Annotated in this window: 18 protein-coding genes and 1 tRNA gene; 3 read left to right on the forward strand and 16 right to left on the reverse strand. The window is 50.3% G+C overall.

Features of this window, described 5'->3' with window-relative positions; genetic code table 11:
- Nucleotides 1-93 precede the first annotated feature (93 nt).
- The 5 genes from speD to lonB form a co-directional block, all read right to left on the reverse strand.
- Entirely contained in the window at nt 94-501 is a 408-nt protein-coding gene (speD, locus tag PUT07_RS22620; protein WP_274470737.1) for an adenosylmethionine decarboxylase, read from the reverse strand.
- A 327-nt stretch (nt 502-828) separates the two neighbouring features.
- Nucleotides 829-1,416 (reverse strand): non-ribosomal peptide synthetase module, encoded by a 588-nt coding sequence (locus PUT07_RS22625; RefSeq protein ID WP_274470738.1) that lies wholly within the window; start codon nt 1,414-1,416, stop codon nt 829-831.
- Nucleotides 1,417-1,659: 243 nt separating this feature from the next.
- On the reverse strand, nt 1,660-2,325 hold the full coding sequence (gene yihA / locus PUT07_RS22630) for a ribosome biogenesis GTP-binding protein YihA/YsxC (RefSeq protein ID WP_274470740.1): 666 nt from the start codon (nt 2,323-2,325) through the stop codon (nt 1,660-1,662).
- A gap of 23 nt (nt 2,326-2,348) precedes the next feature.
- Nucleotides 2,349-4,694 carry an endopeptidase La gene (gene lon / locus PUT07_RS22635; RefSeq protein WP_274470741.1) on the reverse strand — a complete coding sequence of 782 codons (2,346 nt, stop codon included), beginning with the start codon at nt 4,692-4,694 and terminating at the stop codon, nt 2,349-2,351.
- Nucleotides 4,695-4,860: 166 nt separating this feature from the next.
- A complete protein-coding gene (gene lonB / locus PUT07_RS22640) occupies nt 4,861-6,576 on the reverse strand; it encodes an ATP-dependent protease LonB (RefSeq protein WP_274470743.1) in 1,716 nt (571 codons plus the stop codon).
- A gap of 154 nt (nt 6,577-6,730) precedes the next feature.
- Here lonB and PUT07_RS22645 point away from each other — a divergent pair, with 154 nt between their 5' ends.
- Complete coding sequence (locus PUT07_RS22645; protein ID WP_274470744.1) at nt 6,731-7,483, forward strand: N-acetylmuramoyl-L-alanine amidase family protein; 753 nt, start codon at nt 6,731-6,733, stop codon at nt 7,481-7,483.
- On the opposite strand, the gene PUT07_RS22650 is transcribed toward PUT07_RS22645, so the two are convergent.
- The 6 genes from PUT07_RS22650 to PUT07_RS22675 form a co-directional block, all read right to left on the reverse strand.
- Nucleotides 7,407-8,237: a divergent polysaccharide deacetylase family protein gene (locus tag PUT07_RS22650; RefSeq protein ID WP_379240304.1), complete on the reverse strand. Its 831-nt coding sequence runs from the start codon at nt 8,235-8,237 to the stop codon at nt 7,407-7,409. The two genes, PUT07_RS22645 and PUT07_RS22650, sit on opposite strands and share 77 nt — an antisense overlap.
- A 162-nt stretch (nt 8,238-8,399) precedes the next feature.
- Complete coding sequence (gene ispG, locus PUT07_RS22655) at nt 8,400-9,497, reverse strand: flavodoxin-dependent (E)-4-hydroxy-3-methylbut-2-enyl-diphosphate synthase (RefSeq protein WP_274470745.1); 1,098 nt, start codon at nt 9,495-9,497, stop codon at nt 8,400-8,402.
- A 97-nt stretch (nt 9,498-9,594) separates the two neighbouring features.
- Entirely contained in the window at nt 9,595-10,860 is a 1,266-nt protein-coding gene (clpX, locus tag PUT07_RS22660) for an ATP-dependent protease ATP-binding subunit ClpX (RefSeq protein WP_274470746.1), read from the reverse strand.
- Nucleotides 10,861-10,872: 12 nt separating this feature from the next.
- Nucleotides 10,873-11,463, reverse strand: coding sequence for an ATP-dependent Clp endopeptidase proteolytic subunit ClpP (gene clpP, locus PUT07_RS22665; RefSeq protein WP_029194632.1), 591 nt, complete (start codon nt 11,461-11,463; stop codon nt 10,873-10,875).
- Nucleotides 11,464-11,664: 201 nt separating this feature from the next.
- Entirely contained in the window at nt 11,665-12,966 is a 1,302-nt protein-coding gene (gene tig, locus PUT07_RS22670; RefSeq protein ID WP_274470747.1) for a trigger factor, read from the reverse strand.
- Nucleotides 12,967-13,073: 107 nt separating this feature from the next.
- Complete coding sequence (locus tag PUT07_RS22675; RefSeq protein ID WP_274470748.1) at nt 13,074-13,970, reverse strand: hypothetical protein; 897 nt, start codon at nt 13,968-13,970, stop codon at nt 13,074-13,076.
- A 179-nt stretch (nt 13,971-14,149) separates the two neighbouring features.
- Between PUT07_RS22675 and PUT07_RS22680 the strand changes: the two genes are divergently transcribed.
- Nucleotides 14,150-14,223 (forward strand) — tRNA-Arg (locus tag PUT07_RS22680).
- 237 nt (nt 14,224-14,460) lie between these two features.
- Here PUT07_RS22680 and PUT07_RS22685 read toward each other — a convergent pair.
- From PUT07_RS22685 to PUT07_RS22695, 3 genes are all read right to left on the reverse strand, one after another.
- Nucleotides 14,461-14,595, reverse strand: a complete 135-nt coding sequence (locus PUT07_RS22685) for a hypothetical protein (RefSeq protein WP_274470750.1) — start codon at nt 14,593-14,595, stop codon at nt 14,461-14,463.
- Between the two features lie 412 nt (nt 14,596-15,007).
- Nucleotides 15,008-15,127: a DUF4023 domain-containing protein gene (locus tag PUT07_RS22690; RefSeq protein WP_338000767.1), complete on the reverse strand. Its 120-nt coding sequence runs from the start codon at nt 15,125-15,127 to the stop codon at nt 15,008-15,010.
- Between the two features lie 40 nt (nt 15,128-15,167).
- Nucleotides 15,168-15,524 carry a hypothetical protein gene (locus tag PUT07_RS22695; protein WP_274470752.1) on the reverse strand — a complete coding sequence of 119 codons (357 nt, stop codon included), beginning with the start codon at nt 15,522-15,524 and terminating at the stop codon, nt 15,168-15,170.
- Nucleotides 15,525-15,702: 178 nt separating this feature from the next.
- On the opposite strand from PUT07_RS22695, the gene asnB reads away from it, so the two are divergent.
- The gene (gene asnB, locus PUT07_RS22700; RefSeq protein ID WP_274470754.1) at nt 15,703-17,547 is read left to right on the forward strand and encodes an asparagine synthase (glutamine-hydrolyzing); all 1,845 of its coding nucleotides are present in this window, start codon (nt 15,703-15,705) and stop codon (nt 17,545-17,547) included.
- Between the two features lie 52 nt (nt 17,548-17,599).
- Here asnB and PUT07_RS22705 read toward each other — a convergent pair whose 3' ends face one another.
- Nucleotides 17,600-18,247, reverse strand: a complete 648-nt coding sequence (locus PUT07_RS22705; RefSeq protein ID WP_274470756.1) for an XTP/dITP diphosphatase — start codon at nt 18,245-18,247, stop codon at nt 17,600-17,602.
- Nucleotides 18,231-18,989 carry a ribonuclease PH gene (gene rph / locus PUT07_RS22710; protein WP_274470757.1) on the reverse strand — a complete coding sequence of 253 codons (759 nt, stop codon included), beginning with the start codon at nt 18,987-18,989 and terminating at the stop codon, nt 18,231-18,233. The genes PUT07_RS22705 and rph overlap by 17 nt, the downstream gene beginning before the upstream one ends.
- Between the last annotated feature and the right edge of the window lie 216 nt (nt 18,990-19,205).

The following is a 19,205-nucleotide window of genomic DNA, read 5'->3' on the forward strand; positions in this document are numbered from 1 at the left end:
GACAGCTGCCGCAATAACATTGTATGGGCGCAGGGACAAACAAATAACCACGGATTTGCTCCGTGGCTATCGTTTATTATGATGGGCAGATTGTTATTTCACGAGCTCTGCCAGTTTAATTTCAGGAGTTTCAACTTGCAATTCACCCATGCCGCGAACTAGCTTCTTCGCATGGAACGTTTCTGGTTTCAATACGGATACCATAAAATCAATGGCCAATTGCGGGTCCACCGTCTCGCCGCAAGTATAACAGTCCAGCGCGGCAAAACCTCTCTCAGGATACGTGTGAATGGAGAGATGACTCTCAGACAACATAACAAGTACAGTTGCGCCTTGTGGTTCAAATTGCTTGGATTGTACAGATAGTACGGTTGCTCCGCATACCTCGGCAGCTTCAATCATCTGAGCCTGCAACCATTCTGCATTGTTCAGAAGTTCGAAATCTACCCCCCAAGTATCAACAGCAACGTGTCTTCCGAAAGTTGAGTATTCAGTTTCCATCTTTCGGTTCCCCCTTCCTAGGAATAAAATGTGTGTAAAAATTTCATCCGCTAGGACCTACGTCATTCACTTCCCGAGGGTATTATCTCTCGCAACATTCAATGTCCTGAGTGAATCCTGGTTCCTATATTGTTTCAACGAGAATAAAAATAACATCTATCGACGAGAAATGCAATAGTTTTTTTTGCCAAGCGCCTTCTCATCCCGACACGCAATATCTAATGTATGACGAAGCTCTTTCAGTTGTTCATTCCAGGCAAAAAGTCGTAAAAAAGACACAAAAAAGACCCGAAACCGGGTCCTTCATCTAGTGCGTATATGTGGTTGTTATGCCTCCAGGATAAACAAACGATGTGTAAGTTCTCCCAGGCGTGTGTCGATCTGTTGATGTTCCCCTTGATCCTGCACCATGTTGCGCAGGTCCAGAAGATGGTTGATTTGGTCGTAGATCATTTCGATCTCTTGCTCGACTTCTTTCTTTTCGAACATTTCCTGCATCAGACCGATAGTGTCTCTGTACTCATAAATGACAGTCAACACTTGTCCTTTGACTTCTTCGATCTTAACGACAGTACCGCGTTCATAGTGGTAAACCATTGTATAGCCGGGGTAAATGCGGTTCACCTTGGCGCTGCCTTTGAACTCGGATACGGCTTTGCGCATTAAATTAGCCAATAAAGTATTACTTAATCTGCAGGATCCTGTACATTCATATAGGCCCGATTTCTTCTCAAATGAAAGGACGATTTCTTGACCTGCGCCGTCTTGGAACACAACCTCTTGGTTGCCGTTTTCCAAAACTTTCACTTGCAAAGTCACTTGGTGATCCACGAACATTTGAAAAAACCTGAACATCTCGGCTTCTGTTAACTGGAGGCAGGTCTTGACATATTCAGTCGCTAACCTTTGTGCCATAAAAATCCCTCGATTCTTTGTTTTCAAGCGATGAACAATTACCTTGTTTATATTATACTACATGCGTCTCTAATATTCCTGCGTACATTTCATGATAATCCGCCAAATATTCTGAAAAAACCAAGGAAATACGGAATGCCAGCAAATTTTCCCCAGAAAACCTCACTTTCCTGTATCCTTCTTTTTGATTTCCTCGCTCTTATGGCTTCCTTCTCTTATTTACACAAAAAACCGCCCCATGAATCAGGACGGCTCTTTAAGATCATTATGTTCGCTGGCTGCAGCAGGAGCTGTCTCCAGTGCAGTCGCGGGTCCATCCTCTCCGTAAGCAATGGCGCCCTCGAGAATACCCCACAGTTCGTCCCTGCCTAGCGTGAGCTCTGAAGAGAACAGCAGCGGCTGAACCCCTTTATCCATGCCGAGCGTTTCCCGCACGATCTTAAGGTGTTTGGGCCACTGGCTTTTGGGAATCTTGTCCGCTTTGGTCGCCACGACGAGTACCGGGACATCATGATGTCTCAGCCACTCATACATCGCTTGGTCATCCTTGGATGGCGGATGTCTGAGATCGACCAACTGCATGACAAGCCGCAGCGTTTCACGGTTCAGCAAATAGCTTTCAATGAATTTGCCCCACTGCTCCCGTTTCGTTTTGGATACTTTGGCATAGCCGTATCCGGGAAGATCGACGAAATATAAGTCCTGATTGATCCGGTAATAGTTCAATGTTTGGGTTTTCCCCGGCTGCGAGCTGGTTCTGGCCAAATTTTTGCGGGAGATCATACAATTGATAAGAGACGATTTCCCGACATTAGAACGCCCTGCCAGAGCAATCTCCGGCAAGGCATCCTGTGGATATTGGCTAGGTCCAACCGCACTGATGACGAATTCAGCTTGATTGACTTTCACTTTGATTCAACTACTTTCTATGGTTATCCGACATGAGCGGGCGGCCTGTTCTTCACAAGCGCATGTTCGAGCACTTGATCCATATGGCTCACCGGGATGAAGGTCATCTCTTCGCGGACGCTTTCTGGTACTTCGACGATATCCTTCTCATTATCCTGCGGCAGCAAGACGGTACGAATGCCGGCCCGATGAGCTGCCAGGGCTTTCTCTTTCAAGCCACCGATCGGCAGTACGCGGCCGCGCAGCGTAATTTCGCCCGTCATCGCAACACTTCTGGAGACCGGGATATTCGTTAGCGCCGAGATCAAAGCCGTCGCCATCGTGATCCCTGCGGACGGACCGTCCTTTGGAATCGCGCCTTCCGGGATATGAATATGGATATCATTCTTCTCGTGGAAATCAGGTGCAATGCCGAGCACATCAGCCCGCGTACGCGTATAGCTGAACGCCGCCTGGGCGGACTCCTTCATAACGTCACCGAGTTTCCCCGTTAAAGTGAGCTTGCCTGTTCCCGGCATTACGGTAACTTCAATGACCAGCGTGTCGCCGCCGACTTCCGTCCAGGCAAGCCCGGTCACGGCTCCGATCTGGTCCTTCTCTTCCGCTACGTTATACCGGAACTTGACTGGTCCCAGATAATCCTTCAAGTTCTCTTCTGTCACATGAACCGGTGTCGAGGGATCGGATACGATCTTCTTGGCCGCTTTGCGGTTCATGCCCGCAACTTGCTGTTCCAGGTTCCGTACGCCGGCTTCGCGTGTGTACTCGCGTACAATCTTCATCAAAGCGGCATCGTCGACAACCAGTTGGTCTTCCTGCAGACCGTGATCACGCTTCTGCTTAGGCAGCAAGTATTTCTTTGCAATTTGCAGCTTCTCAATCTCCGTGTAGCCCGGGATGTAGAGAACTTCCATACGGTCCAGCAAGGGACGCGGAATGTTGTGAACGGCGTTCGCCGTTGTCACGAACATGACATTCGACAAGTCAAACGGTACTTCAATGAAATGATCGCTAAAAGTGCTGTTTTGCTCGGGATCAAGTACTTCAAGCAAGGCCGACGCAGGATCGCCGCGGAAATCCATCGCCATCTTATCGATTTCATCCAACAAGAAGACGGGGTTGTTCGCACCTGCATTCTTCATCCCTTGAATAATCCGGCCGGGCATCGCGCCGACATACGTTCGACGGTGGCCGCGAATCTCGGCTTCGTCTCTGACACCGCCCAATGAGATGCGGATGAACTGTCTGCCCATCGATCTGGCAATGGAACGGGCAATGGACGTCTTCCCGACTCCGGGAGGGCCGACGAGACACAGGATAGGCCCTTTGAGCTGCTGGACCAGCTTCTGAACGGCCAAGTACTCCAGCACCCGCTCCTTCGGCTTCTCCAGACCGAAATGATCTTCATTGAGAATCTCTTCCGCTCGCTGCAGATCAAGATCATCCTCCGTCGACTTGGACCAAGGCAAGCCCAGCAGCCAATCGATATAGTTGCGGATGACGCCGCCCTCAGCGGAAGTCGCCGGCATCTTCTCCAGGCGGTCGATTTCCTTCTCGACCTTCTCCCGTACTTTGTCCGGCAGCTCGGCTTCCGAGAGCTGGTTGCGCAGCTCATCGGCTTCGCCTGCCCGCCCCTCTTTGTCGCCGAGCTCCTTCTGGATCGCTTTCATTTGCTCGCGAAGGTAGTATTCCTTCTGCGTTTTCTCCATCTGCTTCTTCACGCGCTGGCTGATTTTGCGTTCCAGCTCAAGCACTTCGCGCTCATTGTTCAGAATATTCAGCATCTTCTCAAGGCGCTCGCGAACATCAACCGTCTCCAAGATATCCTGCTTATCTTTGATTTTGAGCGACAAATGGCTGCAGATGACATCCGCCAATCGGCCCGGCTCATCGATATCCGAAACGGCCGCCAGCGTCTCCGGGGTGACCTTCTTGGATAAATTGATGTAATGCTCGAATTGATTCAATACCGTACGCATGAGCGCATCAATCTCAGGATCGGTAGTCTCTTGCTCCGGCAGCTCCTTGGCGGTAACTTCGTAGTATTCATCATTCACGAGGTACTCTACAATCTCAGCACGCAACACGCCTTCGACCAATACGCGGATCGTTCCATTCGGAAGCTTCAGCATTTGCCGCACTTTGGCAATCGTCCCGATGCGGTAAATATCCTCTTTGGAAGGTTCTTCAATGTTGATCTCAGATTGAGAGCAGAGGAGAATCATGCTGTCATCCACCATTGCCCGCTCAAGTGCTTTAACCGACTTTTCTCGCCCTACATCCAGATGTAGAACCATACTCGGATAAACCAGCAGTCCCCTCAGAGGCAATAGCGGCAATCTGCGCATCTTGATTTTTCCGGGTCCCATCCTCTGCACCTCCATATATAGGGAGCTTTGAGCCCAGCCCAAAGTCTCTCATGATTGTAATCATTTTAATTCGTTGCTTTTACATTTTATCAAAACTGCAAACAAAACACCAATTGGCACCCTGACAAAACGTGTGAGGTTCAAAATGTATCGCAGGATAAGCTCACTACGAATCGATCGTATGCTGTGGATTCGCATGCAAAATCGGCAGCGATGAGGAGGCAATGTTGCGATCTGCGGCATAAGGCATCGGAATCACATTATCATGCAGCTCGATACCCAGCGCTGTCATCAACACTTCTTCAATGGAGTCAGCGGCAATGACTTCAACGCCCGGCAGATCCGTAAACATCTCCTGCCAATTTTCTTTCGGGATAATCACCTTCGTCGCTCCAGCCTGGAACGCCGCTTCCACCTTCGCCACCACGCCGCCTACCGGCTTCACCTTCCCGTGGATGCTCATTTCTCCCGTCATGGCCAGCTTATTGTCTACCGGGATTCTATGTATCGCAGAGGCAATCGCTGTCGCCATGGAAATGCCTGCAGAAGGTCCGTCGATCGGCACGCCGCCTGGGAAATTGATATGCAGGTCATAATCGGAGGTGTTGAAGCCAAGCTTGCGCAGAACGGTCAGCACGTTCTCCACCGAGCCGCGCGCCATGCTTTTGCGGCGAATGGTGCGGGAGCCTCCTCCCACTTCCTCTTCATCGACAACACCTGTAATGTTGAACTTCCCTGTTCCTGGAGCGGCAGGAATCGCCGAAACCTCAATCTCCAGCAGGGTTCCCAAGTTAGGGCCATACACCGCTAACCCGTTCACAAAGCCGACTTGCGGCTGGGCAGGCACTTTGCGCTCCGGTCTCGGAGGGATTTGCGATGAATTTACAACCCATTCTATGTCGGAAGCCGTAATTTCATCTCTTTTATCCGATAAAGCAATACCTGCGGCAAGCTGAATCACGTTGACCGCTTCCCTTCCGTTCGTCGCATACTTCATGACGACTTGAACGGCCGCTTCGCATTTTTTGAAGCCAATCTTATCGAGCGCCTTGCGGGCAATCTCCCCAACCTCTTCCGGCAGAAGGGGACGGAAAAAAATCTCCATACAGCGGGAACGAATCGCCGGAGGGATCTCGCTCGGCGTACGCGTCGTCGCCCCTACCAAACGGAAATCCGCAGGAAGTCCGTTTTGAAAAATATCGTGAATATAGCCTGGAATATTCGTATCTTCGGAGCTGTAATAAGCGCTCTCGAGAAATACTTTCCGATCCTCCAGCACCTTTAGTAATTTGTTCATTTGTGTTGGGTGCAATTCACCGATTTCATCGATGAACAAAATGCCGCCATGGGCTTTCGTTACAGCGCCTGGCTTCGGCTGCGGGATACCGGCAACGCCCATCGCTCCCGCGCCTTGATAAATCGGGTCATGCACCGAACCGATCAGCGGATCGGCAATGCCTCGCTCGTCGAAGCGCGCCGTCGTCGCATCAATTTCTGTAAATTTGGAGTCCGGGCGGAACGGCGACTCCTGGTTCTTCTTCGCTTCTTCCAGAACGACGCGCGCTGCGGCCGTCTTCCCGACACCCGGAGGCCCGTAAATGATGACATGCTGCGGATTCGGTCCGCATAGCGCGGCTTTCAGAGCCTTCAGCCCTTCGACTTGGCCAACGATATCCTGCATGGTGGATGGTCTTGTTTTCTCCGATAACGGCTTGGTTAGCGAGATCGATCTCAGCTTTCTCAGCTTCTCCAATTCTTTCCTCGACTCTCTATCGACAGCAGTACGGTTCGTCTGTTGGTTACGCAGCAAATTCCAGAAATACAGCCCGATTACAACCGCAAAGAACACTTGAATGACCATCAAAACAATACTTAAACTCATTTGTCGTACCTCCTTCGTAAACCTTAGCGATAACTTCCATTATTCCCGTGTAAAAGAAGGTTAATCCAATCCATGCAAACTTTTGGATGACGTATGATCGCCCTCTCCAAGAAGAAGGATAAGTACAGATCATCATGCAAAAGGATGTGGCGTTTTGAAGCGGCTATTAACAATGTTCGTACTCCTACTTTGCTTTTGCACAGCAGGTTCAGAAGCCTATGCTCTGGCAGGCAACCCGCTTCTGCCCTATGCCGACGTACTGATCGATGTCGGTCATGGCGGTATTGATACCGGGGCCAGATTCGGCAAATATGATGAGAAAGATATGAATCTGGCCATATCCAAAAAAACATATAAGCTTTTGCAGAAAAGAGGATATCGGGTCGTCATAAACCGGACGGAGGATTATGCCCTAAGTACGGATAATAAGTGGTCCGTTGGCAGCAGGCACCGCAAAGACTTGGCGCAGCGTTCCGGCATCGCCAATACGATCAAACCCAAAATGATGCTCAGCATGCACATCAACTGGTCCGGCAAACCCGACCGCAGAGGGCCGCTCGTTTTTCACCAAAATCAATCGGAAAGCATTCTGCTGGCCAATCTTCTTCAAAATTCGCTCAACCGCGTATATGGAACGGAAGACCTGCCTATTCTCGGCAAAAAGTATTATGTGCTCCGGAATACGAAATGCCCTTCCGTCATCATCGAGTTCGGCTTTATATCCAATAAATCGGACCGTAAGCTGCTGAACAGCTCGCATCACCAGGCTAAGCTTGCCGAAGCCGTTGCACGCGCCGTGGATCAATTCTTTGCGATGACCCAATCGCCAGCTAGAACGTCTTCCCTCCAAGGCTCACCGTCTGGGAAAGGGGCACGAAGCTTGCTTCCTTTTGGATCGAAGGAATAGCTTCTTTAATTACACTAGCCGTCTTCTTCCCCGGAGGGCCTACATGGCCGATGGCGATGACCAAATCTCTGTCGTGGACAAGCTTTTTGAACCGCACCATCTGTTTACTGATATGGCTGTATGTATACAAATCATCAAAAAACAACTGATTTTCTGAAAATGGTACCCCTTTGCGGGAAGCCAGCTTCCCAATCAGACTTTTGGGCGACGTGCGGCTGTCAAGAAGGATCAAGTTTCTCTCTTTGCATATATCGACCAAGATGTTCATGATTCTTTCGTCAGCCGTCACCTTGGAGCCCATATGATTGTTAATCCCGATCGCATAAGGGACATCCTCGACAGCCGCTACGATTCGCTTGCGAATCTCATCGCTGGACAAGTCCGTTGTGAGGGCACCCGGGCCCAGCCAGCTCTTCTTGCCGCGCACAGGCTCCATCGGCAGATGCAGGATGACCTCATGCCCTTTATCATGGGCCAGCTGGGCATCCTGTTTCGTGGACGGAAGGAATGGCATCACGGCAACCGTGAAGGGGATCGGCAAGTCGAGCATTTCGGCGGTGCCTTCCATGTTGTTGCCGAAATCGTCAATGACGATGGCCACCTTCTTGCTTTTGGTCTCGACGGCCGGAGAAGAGGGTCCCAGTTCGCTCGGTTGCGAAGCTCCCGTATGCACCGGCAGCAGCAGCAAAAACAGGCTAACGGCTGCAGCCAGGGAAATGTGGCGTCTTGGTTTCATTCTTTTGAGCATGTTCATGAGGTATTCTCCTTAATGATCGTGAGTTCGTGGTGCGAGCAAATTTCCAGTTTATCTCATTATGCTACGTATGCCGCTGAAATATGCGCCAGAAGAATAACAAAAAAGCCGTTACCTTCACCTCCAAGAGGCAAGTATAACGGCTGATAGGTTCATGAATGATTAGTGCTTACGACCGGGAATAACGCCTGTTTCTTCATAGGCTTTGACGATAACGTCGATCTCTCGCTTCAGCTCGCTCAGCAGCTCGGCTTCCGGCACTTTACGGATCATCTCTCCGTAGCGGAACAGCATTCCCTCGCCGCGCGCTCCCGCGATTCCGATATCGGCCTCACGTGCTTCGCCAGGGCCGTTGACGGCGCAGCCTAGAACGGATACTTTAATCGGCACCTTGATCTTCGCGATGTAATCCTCCACCTCATTGGCGATCGAGAACAGATCGATGTCGAGGCGTCCGCAGGTTGGACAAGACACCAGGGTAGCTGCGTTCGTAATCAAACCGAACGTTTTGAGCAGCTCGCGCGCAACCTTGATCTCTTCCACCGGGTCTGCGCTCAAAGAGATACGCAGCGTGTTGCCGATGCCCATATGGAGCAGCGTACCGATTCCCGCAGCGCTCTTCACCGCGCCGGTGAACAGGGTCCCCGCTTCCGTAATCCCAAGATGCAGCGGATAGTTGAAAGCCTTGGCCGCCTGCGAATAAGCCGCGATGGCCATCGGTACATCCGAGGCTTTGAGCGAAACGATAATATCGTGGAAATCGAGCTCTTCCAGAATATTGATATGGAACAATGCGCTTTCTACCATCGCTTCAGGCGTCGGGTATCCATACTTCTCGAGAAGATGATTCTCCAGCGAGCCTGCGTTCACTCCGATCCGAATCGGAATGCCGCGTTCCTTACAAGCCCTCACGACCTCCTCCACTTTCTCCCGGCGGCCGATATTGCCCGGATTGATACGAACCTTATCAATACCGTTCTCAATCGCAGCAAGCGCCAACCGGTAGTCGAAGTGAATATCGGAAACTAGCGGAATATGAATCTGTTTCTTAATCTCTTTAATTGCCTCGGCCGCTTCCTTATTGTTCACCGTGACGCGAACCAATTGACAGCCCGCTTCTTCCAAGCGATGAATTTCGGCTACTGTCGCCTTCACATCCGCCGTCTTGGTCGTACACATGCTTTGCATGATCACTTCGTTGCTGCCGCCGATCGTCAAGTTGCCTACGCGAACGGGACGTGTGTCTTTTCTATGGAACATTATGGTTTCTCTCCCCATGACACCAAACATCCTCCGCTCCAATTCCCTGTGAAGGGAACCGGATTGGAGGCTGTGTGTTCGTTTATGAAATTATGGGTTACGCACTTTCTTCTTTCTTCTTGCCTGCTGTCGAACCGTCCTTGGTCGTCAATACAGGAGCAAGCTTGTTTTGGACCGTTTCCTTGGATACGACACAAGTGGATACATCCGTTCTCGAAGGGACTTCGAACATCACATCAAGCATAATGCTCTCAATGATCGCTCTAAGACCGCGCGCACCAGTGTTCCGTTTGATCGCTTCCTTGGCAATGGCGTCAAGCGCCTCTGCGTCGAATTCGAGCGAAACGTTATCCATCTCCAGCATCTTCTGGTATTGCTTCACAAGCGCGTTCTTCGGCTCGGAAAGAATCCGAACGAGAGCAGCCTCATCCAGCGGCTCCAGAGTGGAGATAACCGGCAGACGTCCTACGAACTCCGGAATCAAGCCGAATTTGAGCAGATCCTCCGGAAGCACCATAGACAAGTACTCGCCCGGTTTCAAATCGACTTTGGCACCGTCCGTGCTGAAGCCGATCACTTTTTTACCGATTCTGCGTTTGATGATTTGCTCCAGGCCGTCGAAGGCACCGCCGCAAATAAACAGAATATTGGTCGTATCGATTTGAATAAACTCTTGATGCGGATGCTTGCGGCCGCCTTGCGGTGGAACGGAAGCTACCGTACCTTCAAGAATTTTCAGCAATGCTTGTTGAACGCCTTCACCGGAAACGTCTCTCGTAATGGACGGATTCTCGGATTTGCGCGCTACTTTATCGATTTCATCGATGTAGATGATGCCGCGCTCGGCTTTCTCCACATCATAATCGGCAGCTTGAATCAATTTGAGCAAAATGTTCTCAACGTCTTCACCCACGTAGCCTGCTTCGGTCAAAGAAGTTGCATCCGCGATAGCGAACGGCACGTTCAGGATTTTGGCAAGCGTTTGGGCAAGAAGCGTTTTACCGCTTCCTGTCGGTCCGAGAAGCACGATGTTACTTTTTTGAAGCTCTACATCTTCCAGCTTGTTCTGCGAATTGATACGCTTGTAGTGGTTATAAACCGCTACGGCAAGCGACTTCTTCGCTTGATCCTGGCCGATGACATACTGGTCCAGAATGTTGCGGATTTCCTTCGGTTTCGGAACATCCTTCAGATCCAGTTCTTCCTCGTGACCAAGTTCTTCTTCCACAATCTCGGTGCAAAGCTCTATACATTCATCACAAATGTAAACTCCCGGACCCGCAACAAGCTTGCGCACTTGGTCCTGAGATTTTCCACAAAAGGAACATTTGAGTTGGCCTTTTTCATCGTTAAATTTAAACATGGGATCACTCCTTTATTTCAAGTCGTTTCGAGTGATAACCTCGTCGATTAACCCATATGCCTTCGCTTCTTCAGCGCTCATAAAGTTATCCCGGTCGGTGTCTCTTTCGATCTTTTCAAGCGGCTGTCCCGTACGATCCACATAAATCTGGTTGAGTTTTTGCTTTGTTTTGATAATCCAATCCGCGTGAATCTTTATATCGGTCGCTTGACCTCTTACGCCGCCGAGCGGCTGGTGAATCATCACTTCTGCATTCGGCAGCGCGTATCGCTTGCCTTTGGCGCCTGCCGTGAGCAGCAGGGAACCCATACTTGCGGCCATCCCTACGCAAATCGTAGATACGTCAGGCTTGATAAATTGCATGGTATCGAAGATACCCATTCCAGCTGTTACAGATCCACCTGGCGAATTGATATATAAGTGGATATCCTTATCCGGATCTTGAGCAGATAAAAAGAGCAGCTGGGCAATGACCAAATTAGCCACATCATCATCAATGGCGCTTCCAATGAAAATAATGCGGTCCTTAAGTAGACGTGAGTAGATGTCGTAAGAACGTTCCCCACGTGCTTCTTGTTCGACAACCATAGGAATAAGACTCATTGTACCAACTCCTTTTGTGGCCAAAGCCATGTTCTCAAATTGGGATTCAGTAACAGTTTAACATGTTTGAGCAGCAAAGTCATTTTTTCAGAGGCGTGCTATGTATGGGATGGGCTTGCTTATGTTTGTGAGACGGTTCGGGAGCTAAAATAGGGTAAAAGAAAGGCACGTTGCTTACGTACGTGCCTTTACTAACCTTATTTATACTGCTGCGGAAACATGCTTGCTATTTTCGAGCAGGAAGTTCACCGTTTTTCTGACCACAAGATCGTTGCTCAGACCTTCCAAGCTGCCGTTGGAAGCAAACAGCTCACGAAGCTCTGCAGTTGTTTTCTGGTAAGAAGGAGCATATTTCTCGAGTTCCGCGTCAACTTCTTCATCGGAAACTGTGATGTTCTCAGCGGCAGCGATAGCTTCAAGAACCAAGTTGTTGCGAACACGCTTAGCCGCGTCTTCTCTCATTTGATCTTTCAGCGCGCTCTCGTTTTGACCGGAGAACTGGTAGTAGATTTCAAGCGTCATGCCTTGGGAACGCAGACGTCTTTCGAATTCTTTCACCATTACATCAAGCTCTGCTTCTACCATGGAAGCCGGGATTTCTACATCAGCGTTTGCTGCAGCCTTCTCAACAACAGCTGTTTCACGTGCAGCCTCTGAATCTTGTTGTTTGCGCTCTTGAAGACGGTTTTTCAGGTCTTCTTTGTACTCGGCAAGCGTATCGAACTCGCTCACGTCTTTGGCAAACTCATCATCAAGCTCAGGCAAGTTTTTGCGTTTGATGTCGTGGATTTTCACTTTGAACACAGCCGCTTTGCCTTTCAGCTCTTCGGAGTGGTAGTTCTCAGGGAAAGAAACTTCAACGTCTTTCTCTTCGTCTTTACCAAGACCAACTAGCTGCTCTTCGAAACCTGGGATGAAGGAGCCGGAGCCAAGCTCAAGGGAGTATTTCTCCGCTTTGCCGCCTTCGAATGGTACGCCGTCAACGAAGCCTTCGAAATCGAGTACGACAACGTCGCCGTTCGCTGCTTGTCCTTCTTCAAGAACGACCAGCTCAGCATGGCGTTGTTGCAGACGGGAAAGCTCGCTGTCCAATTCTTCGTCCGTTACATTCGCATCTGCAGTTTCAACTTCGATGCCTTTGTAGTCGCCGAGTGTAACTTCCGGCTTCACTGTAACTTTCGCTTTGAATTTCAGAGCTTGTCCTTTGCCGAATTGCTCAACGTCAACTTCCGGACGGTCAACCGGCTCGATTTTGACTTCTTCAATCGCTTGTACGTATACTTCTGGCAAAATGATGTCCAGTGCATCTTGGTACAGGCTTTCAACGCCAAATTTAGCTTCAAAGATCGAACGCGGCACTTTACCTTTACGGAATCCTGGAACATTCACTTTCGCGGATACTTTTTTGAATGCTTTATCAAGTGCATCTGCGACGCGCTCAGCGCCAACTTCCACTTCAAGAACGCCTACGTTCTTCTCTATTTTTTCCCAACTTGCTTTCATTTTATGCTTTCCCCTTCCAAAAATGTACGATGACATAGTTTTCACGTTACGCTCATTATAACCATTCTATTATAACATATAACAAATTCATTTCAAGGCGCGCCTACTCACTTTGATGAATCAGGGTCAAACTGCTTCACAAACGCTTGCAGGACAAGGTGTGCGCGCTTCCACGGAAGTGACATTGAATCCACAATTCCGTAGGTATCAAGCAGTTCCTCCCGGTCCACGGATCCGAACAGCTGCTCTTGAAGAACCACATGCAGCGCGGATGCCCAGATGTCGACGGCCCCTTCCTCCGTCCGCACCAAATCCGTATACAGCGACGTTCCGTAAGCATAGGCCAGAAATTCCTGCCACATCTGTTTTGCAAAATAAACAAAATCGGGTTGGTTTATTTCACTAATGTCCCCTACTCTGCGAATCATATCACGGATTTGCATTGGAAATTCCTCCGGGCACAGCGGAGTCTCCTCAATATCTACAGCAATCCGGGTTCCATTCTTGGGGAATTCCACGATTCCCTGTTCCCCAAGCTGCTTCAGCGCCTGCAGTGCCTTGAATTGAATGTGCGGATGCCGCGGTCTCTCGTACAGCCATTCTTTAATGGCTGCGCCAATTTCCGGCCGGTCGATGAAGCTCAACTGCTCCAGAGAGCTCACTTGTTGTTCTAATGTTCCTTCTCGGAGGGACTGGATCAGTTTCTGTGCGTAAGCACCGTCATCGGCTGCTTTCTCATGAATGTACTGGCGCAGCAAATCCTCTTCCGCCTCCAAATCTTCCTCGGACGGCACCTGATCCGGGAACATCGTCTCGGGAAACATCGTTTGCAGCCAAACGAGCAGCGCCCCCCATTGTTCCGCTTTGAGCGGATCGATTCCCGGAAATTGTAGCAGAAAAGTCAACAGCTGGAGAGCGTCGCTATACTGCTCCTTATGTAGAAAGCGGGTCAGTTCATCCTCGTAATACTGTATGGTTTTCGGAAAAAGAATCACATTGTTCATTGATGCTTCAGTTATTTGGATCACCTCAAGATCTTGTTCTCGCTGGTGACAGTTTACTTGATTGTTTCCACGAATGCAAAATAATTTTATAAGAAGGGTTGACTTCCCATAAAACGATGTGATAGTATTACTCTTGCTTCGCCAAACAGCCACGAGCCGGGCGGTAAGAAGTGATCTATGTCCCAGTAGCTCAGCAGGATAGAGCATACGCCTTCTAAGCGTACGGTCGGGGGTTCGAATCCCTCCTGGGACGTTCTGCAAGACGAAGAGACCACGAGAAATCGTGGTCTTTTATTTTTTCTCTTCTATTATAAGTGCGTTATTCTGACTAGCTCGGAATGTGCTTTTTATGGCTCCCTTTGGGTCGCCTATCTATGAATTCGGGAACTGCTAGAATTCATCAATAGCGCCAGTCGAGAGTTTTTGGAGGTCCTACAAAAGAGAAAATAAAAAGGAGCTTCCCCTCGAGCGGGGAGGCTCCTTTTCGGCATTACACGTGCGGCCGGTTCGGTGGCAAATGGCCTGGCTCCGTAGAGTCCAGGTTAGACTGAATCCGCGACGATTGCTTGGAATGATCGATGGTGCTTTGTATTTTCTGCTTCATGCTTTTCCCTTTACCACCCATATGAATGATTCCTCCTAGAAGTGAATTGATCACTCTACTAGTATGGAGCTACAGCGGAGCTAATATGCTGTATGAAATAACCACTTTATGCCGGGCTAACGGACACCAGCGCCGTTATTGCCGCGATAAGGCCCCCTCCTCGCTTCTAACGGACACCAGCGCTCTTATTTGCCTATTTCGGGGGATGTTTCCTTCAAAATGGGGCAAATAGGGGCACTGGTGTCCGTTACAATTACCAGTCGGCGATATTTGGCAAAATAAGCGCCGCTGTGTCCGTTAGGCCGGCCGGGGAGACCAGGGCCTAGGCTCGGTTCGGGTCTGGGTTCGTTAACACCACACCCGAAAATACCCGAGCATAACAAAAGCCCGCAGAGAAACTTCTCTGCGGGCTCCCGGTGGTGCCATTTAGACGTTAGTGCTTGTTGTTAGGCAAGTTACTGCCCGGTCGACCGTCACCTTGAGTCCTGAAATTCTTCGCGGCTTTCCTCTGCTTGTCGTGCAGTTTGCTGATGAAATGGCTATCCATGAGCATTCGCCTCCTGAAGAAAGAATGGCACTACCCTTTTAGCATGTCACGCAAGCTCTAAATTTAAACGCATAGCTAAATTAAGAAGAGCTCCTCTGGATTCGGCATCCACTTTGGCTTTCTCATAAAGCTCCTCGATCTGACTGCGTTGCTCGATAAAAGCAGGCTCCGATTTGATGGCGGTTTGCGTCCAGTTGATGAGAACGTTCTCGGCTTGGGTCAGCTCATTATAGGCACGGTGCAAGCCGACGCGCTCGATCACTTCTTCCAACTCGGCTTGACCGATTTCTTTGCCAGCCTCTTTCAACTCATTAATGCGTTTATCCGCTTGATTACTGATTTGTAAAAAATGCTCTCTGGCTGCCAGATAATCAATCTGCGCTTTGGAATGCTTCTTTTTCATCGTCATCACCTTTGCCTTTAGTAAGTAAGAATTGGATTAATTGTAACAGGCTTCATCTAAAAACACAAAATCCGTCTGAAAAGTCGACCCCCCTCGACGTTCGGACAGACATTATATGCCACCATTCCGCATACCTTTTATCATTATGCTCTCTTCATAAAGAAAGGAAGGAACGTCTATGTGCGGAATAACGGGTTGGATAGATTGGCGGAAAGACTTGACCGGGTACCCGTCCATTCTAGAAAATATGACGGAAACGCTCCATTTGCGCGGACCGGATGCTTCCGGCACCTGGATCTCGCAGCATTGCGCTCTCGGCCACCGGCGGCTTAGTGTCATGGATCCGGAGAACGGCGCTCAGCCCATGGTCCGGAAACAAGGCGACTACACCTATACAATCGTATATAATGGCGAACTCTATAATGCCCCTGAGCTGAAAAAAGAGCTGGAGCTGCGCGGTCATCATTTCCGCACGACATGCGATACGGAAGTGCTGCTTGTTGCCTTTATGGAATGGGGGCGGGCTTGTGTAGACCGTTTGAACGGGATTTTCGCTTTTGCGGCATGGAATGACCAAGAACAATCGCTGTATTTGGTTAGAGACCGGCTTGGCGTAAAGCCGCTTTTTTATTCTCATCAGAACGGCGTTCTTCTATTCGGATCGGAGCCAAAAGCCATCCTGGCCCATCCGGACTTCCAAGCGGAAGTCGGTGCCGAAGGGTTGGCAGAAATATTCGCAGTCGGTCCGGCGCGCACGCCGGGACATGGCGTTTACCGCAATATGTCGGAGCTGAAGCCAGGCCAATGCGCGGTTTATGACCGCAACGGCTTATCCATTCGCACCTACTGGAAGCTGGAGAGCCACGCGCATCCGCACGACGTCGCTGCCACCGCGGAGCATGTCCAAGAACTGCTGAACGACACAGCGCAGCGGCAGCTCATTTCCGATGTTCCGATTTGTACGCTTTTATCCGGCGGTCTCGATTCCAGCGCCCTGACCTCCCTTGCGGCCGAGCATTACAAAAATAGCGGGAAAGGCGCCCTGCACACTTTTTCAGTGGATTATAAAGACAATGATAAGCATTTTAAAGCCAATCTGTTTCAACCGAATGCGGACGCCCCGTGGATCAAACGAATGACGGAGCATCTCGGCACCGAGCACCACTTCATCGAATTCGACACACCTGAGCTTGTGGATTCCTTGAAAACAGCCGTGTTTGCCAGGGATACGCCGGGGATGGCCGATGTCGACGGGTCCCTTTATTTGTTTTGCCGGGAAATTAAGAAGGAGGCTACCGTCGCCATTTCCGGTGAAGCGGCCGATGAAATTTTTGGCGGATATCCGTGGTTTCATAATGAGGAAGCCTTAAATGCGTCGACCTTCCCTTGGTCGCTCAAACTGCCTAACCGGGTGAACCTGCTCGCCCCCGATCTGGTGGACTGGATCAAACCGGTCGAGTATGTCAGCAACCGGTACCAGCAAGCGTTAAGCGAAGTGCCGCGGCTCGCCGGAGAGACAGGTCAGCAAAACCGCATGCGGGAAATGTCTTATCTCAACATTACCCGGTTCATGCCGACGCTGCTCGATCGCAAAGACCGCATGAGCATGGCCGTCGGGCTCGAGGTCCGGGTGCCCTTCTGCGATCACCGTCTCGTAGAGTATGTGTGGAACATTCCTTGGGAAATCAAAACGTCGGGGGACCGGGAAAAAGGCATTTTGCGCAAAGCCTTGAAAGGCGTTCTCCCGGACGATGTTCTGACCCGTAAGAAAAGCCCGTACCCAAAAACGCATAATCCGAATTATTTGGCGGCTGTGCGCAAGTGGGTGCTGGAAATTTTGGATGATCCCAGTTCACCGCTGCTCCCTTTCATCGATGTGAAAAAAATTCGCGCCTTGGCGAGCTCGGATAACAACGACTTCGACCTGCCATGGTTCGGTCAATTGATGACAGGACCCCAAATGTTCGCCTACTTGGCACAAGTGGATACGTGGCTGCGTCACTACAAGATATCTATCCGTTAAAAATCAAAAAGACCTGCTGTCCACGATATGTGGAAGCAGGTCTTTGGTATAATCAGCCGTTCTGATCCGGCAAGCGATCCAAAAACAGCCGTAAAGCTTTGGCCCTGTGGCTGATTTCATTCTTTTCTTCCACTGTAAGCTCCGCCATCGTTCGGCCGAGCGCAGGAATATAGAACAACGGATCATACCCGAAGCCCCCTTCGCCGCGCTCTTCTGCAATAATATAGCCGCGGCAGGAATCCTCGGCTTCAATCGTCTCGTTCGCAACAGGATCAATGAGCGCAAGCGCGCACACGAAAGACGCTTCGCTAAGAAGCTTGGGATGCGTCCCATCCGCCGGAATTTCTTCGGCCGGCGCGGCCGCATGCAAAGCATGCAGCAGCTTGGCGTTGTTATCCGCATCGGTGGCTTGCTCGCCCGCATAGCGGGCCGAGTATACGCCCGGCGCTCCACCCAGCGCTTGCACGCACAATCCGGAGTCATCGGCGAGCACGGGAACGTGCAGATGCGCCGATATGATTTGCGCCTTGATCCGCGCGTTCTCGGCGAACGTCTCGCCGCTTTCTACGATATCCGGCAAGTCCGTATAATCCGCCAAACTGCGAACCTTATACCCTTTGGCGCCGAACAGCCGTTCAAACTCCTTCACTTTCCCTTCATTGCGTGTTGCAATGACGACGATATTACTTCGAAGCCGCATGTTGAACACCTCGAATACGGTCAGCGATCGGGCCGAGCACCTTGCTCTGCTCTTCGATCATCGTACGAATGCCCGCCTCTGCGAGCAGCAGCAGCTCATCCAATTCCTTGCGCGAGAACGGTGCCTCTTCACCCGTGCCCTGAATTTCGACGAATTGACCTTGCCCTGTCATCACAACGTTCATGTCCACCTTCGCCTGCGAATCCTCTTCATAATTCAGATCAAGGCGCGGCGTATCGCCGATGACTCCGACGGAAACGGAAGCCAGAAAGTCGTTAATCGGGAACTTCGCCAAATTTTTCTCCGTGGCCACCTTGTTGATGGCAAATGCCATGGCAACGAAAGCGCCGGTAATGGATGTCGTACGCGTTCCGCCGTCGGCTTGGATGACGTCGCAATCCAGCGTAATGGAGCGCTCGCCCAGCGCTTCCAAATTAACGACGGAGCGCAGCGCCCGGCCGATCAAGCGTTGAATTTCCATAGTGCGGCCGCCAAGCTTGCCCTTGGCAGACTCACGCTGATTCCTAACCTGTGTCGCACGAGGCAGCATGGAGTACTCAGCGGTTACCCAGCCCTTGCCCTGCCCTTTCAAGAACGGAGGAACGCGCTCCTCCACAGTTGCCGTACAAATCACTTTGGTATCGCCAACTTCGATCAGCACGGAACCTTCAGCATGTTTTATGTAATGTGGGGTTATTATCATGGGACGTATTTCTTCGTTCGTTCTTCCGCCAATGCGCATTTTAATCGTATTCTCCTCCTGTTGCTTCGAACCGAAGCTAATTGCTCTCGCCCCATTAAGATGGAGTATTCTATCAGTATTATTCCTAATTAATACTAAGTTATCTCGACAGCATGCGCAACTTTTTTGACTTGTAAATAATCCCGGGAATAAATCCACATAAAATAAGAACCCCCATGCAAGTGACTGCATAAGGGGCTATAGAGCGGTACAAGC

The organism is Paenibacillus sp. MAHUQ-63, assembly GCF_028765165.1.
GTDB lineage: Bacteria > Bacillota > Bacilli > Paenibacillales > NBRC-103111 > Paenibacillus_E.

Excerpts from the sequence above, each read along its gene's own strand:
- clpX (WP_274470746.1), bottom strand. The coding sequence starts at position 10,860 with ATGTTTAAATTTAACGATGAAAAAGGCCAACTCAAATGTTCCTTTTGT.
- PUT07_RS22625 (WP_274470738.1), bottom strand. The coding sequence starts at position 1,416 with ATGGCACAAAGGTTAGCGACTGAATATGTCAAGACCTGCCTCCAGTTA.
- rph (WP_274470757.1), bottom strand. The coding sequence starts at position 18,989 with ATGCGCATTGGCGGAAGAACGAACGAAGAAATACGTCCCATGATAATA.
- asnB (WP_274470754.1), top strand. The coding sequence starts at position 15,703 with ATGTGCGGAATAACGGGTTGGATAGATTGGCGGAAAGACTTGACCGGG.
- PUT07_RS22685 (WP_274470750.1), bottom strand. The coding sequence starts at position 14,595 with ATGGGTGGTAAAGGGAAAAGCATGAAGCAGAAAATACAAAGCACCATC.
- PUT07_RS22675 (WP_274470748.1), bottom strand. The coding sequence starts at position 13,970 with ATGAACAATGTGATTCTTTTTCCGAAAACCATACAGTATTACGAGGAT.
- lon (WP_274470741.1), bottom strand. The coding sequence starts at position 4,694 with ATGGGACCCGGAAAAATCAAGATGCGCAGATTGCCGCTATTGCCTCTG.
- clpP (WP_029194632.1), bottom strand. The coding sequence starts at position 11,463 with ATGAGTCTTATTCCTATGGTTGTCGAACAAGAAGCACGTGGGGAACGT.
- tig (WP_274470747.1), bottom strand. The coding sequence starts at position 12,966 with ATGAAAGCAAGTTGGGAAAAAATAGAGAAGAACGTAGGCGTTCTTGAA.
- PUT07_RS22690 (WP_338000767.1), bottom strand. The coding sequence starts at position 15,127 with ATGCTCATGGATAGCCATTTCATCAGCAAACTGCACGACAAGCAGAGG.
- lonB (WP_274470743.1), bottom strand. The coding sequence starts at position 6,576 with ATGAGTTTAAGTATTGTTTTGATGGTCATTCAAGTGTTCTTTGCGGTT.
- speD (WP_274470737.1), bottom strand. The coding sequence starts at position 501 with ATGGAAACTGAATACTCAACTTTCGGAAGACACGTTGCTGTTGATACT.
- PUT07_RS22705 (WP_274470756.1), bottom strand. The coding sequence starts at position 18,247 with ATGCGGCTTCGAAGTAATATCGTCGTCATTGCAACACGCAATGAAGGG.
- ispG (WP_274470745.1), bottom strand. The coding sequence starts at position 9,497 with ATGTTCCATAGAAAAGACACACGTCCCGTTCGCGTAGGCAACTTGACG.
- PUT07_RS22650 (WP_379240304.1), bottom strand. The coding sequence starts at position 8,237 with ATGAACATGCTCAAAAGAATGAAACCAAGACGCCACATTTCCCTGGCT.
- PUT07_RS22695 (WP_274470752.1), bottom strand. The coding sequence starts at position 15,524 with ATGAAAAAGAAGCATTCCAAAGCGCAGATTGATTATCTGGCAGCCAGA.